The organism is Vibrio sp. YT-18, assembly GCF_033337345.1.
GTDB lineage: Bacteria > Pseudomonadota > Gammaproteobacteria > Enterobacterales > Vibrionaceae > Vibrio > Vibrio alginolyticus.
The window spans coordinates 1-1063 of record NZ_JAWOQO010000258.1 but is presented as its reverse complement, the minus strand read 5'-3'; the positions used below and the strand labels follow the sequence as shown (position 1 = coordinate 1063).

Sequence of the window (1063 nt, the reverse complement as noted above, 5' to 3'; positions counted from 1 at the left end):
ATTGCATCTACTAGCCCTATAACGGTGCATTTACATAGAGCAAGTGTTAAGCCGACCGTAAAAGGGGCAAAATAGAAAATCGGAGTAAAAAAGTCGCATCACAATGAGGCTTTTTACTTTTTCTTCTGAGCTTTCTTCGCCATACTTAACGTTCTATTGCACCATTATTGTGCATTGCACAATCTCAACGCAAACAAGGACGTAATGTGGATACCAGTCTCCCTAGTGCCATACTCAACAACATGGTCACAGCAACGCTGATTCTTGATGATGGATTGGCCATCCGCTATGCCAATCCAGCCGCTGAGCTGTTGTTTTCGCAAAGCGCTAAGCGCATTGTCGAACAATCGCTTTCTCAACTGATTCAGCATGCATCGTTGGACTTGGCCTTACTGACTCAGCCATTGCAAAGTGGCCAAAGCATTACCGACAGTGACGTGACGTTTGTCGTCGATGGTCGTCCGCTAATGCTGGAAGTCACGGTAAGTCCAATCACTTGGCAACGACAGCTCATGCTGTTGGTTGAAATGCGCAAAATAGATCAACAACGACGCCTCACTCAAGAGCTCAACCAACACGCACAGCAACAAGCCGCCAAACTGCTCGTGCGCGGTTTAGCTCATGAGATCAAAAATCCACTTGGCGGATTACGCGGTGCGGCGCAGCTGCTGGAAAAAATGTTGCCCGATCCATGGTTAACCGCATACACCCACATCATTATCGAACAAGCCGATCGACTAAGAGCATTAGTCGACCGCCTACTTGGCCCACAGAAACCGGGCAAAAAGACACCTGAAAATCTGCACCAAATTCTGGAGAAAGTACGCCAATTGGTCGAGTTAGAATCTCAAAACTCGATCATCATCGAACGCGACTACGACCCGAGCTTGCCTGAGATTTTGATGGATGCGGATCAAATAGAACAAGCGATGCTGAACATCGTCAGCAACGCGGCACAAATTCTTGCTCATCAAGAGCACGGCAACATCACCATTCGCACCAGAACGGTGCATCAAGCCAACATTCATGGCAAACGCTGCAAATTAGCGGCGCGCGTCGAGAT

The 1063-nt window shown here is 48.1% G+C and carries 1 protein-coding gene and 1 pseudogene; both read left to right on the top strand.

The genetic code is table 11. The annotated features are described in order from the left end of the window. A pseudogene (locus tag R7M72_RS25820) lies at window positions 1-75 on the top strand (nitrogen regulation protein NR); the annotation flags it as partial. Between the two features lie 167 nt (window positions 76-242). Then, window positions 243-1063 (top strand): nitrogen regulation protein NR(II) (gene glnL / locus R7M72_RS25815; protein ID WP_318056558.1); only part of this gene is annotated, 821 nt, incomplete at its 3' end.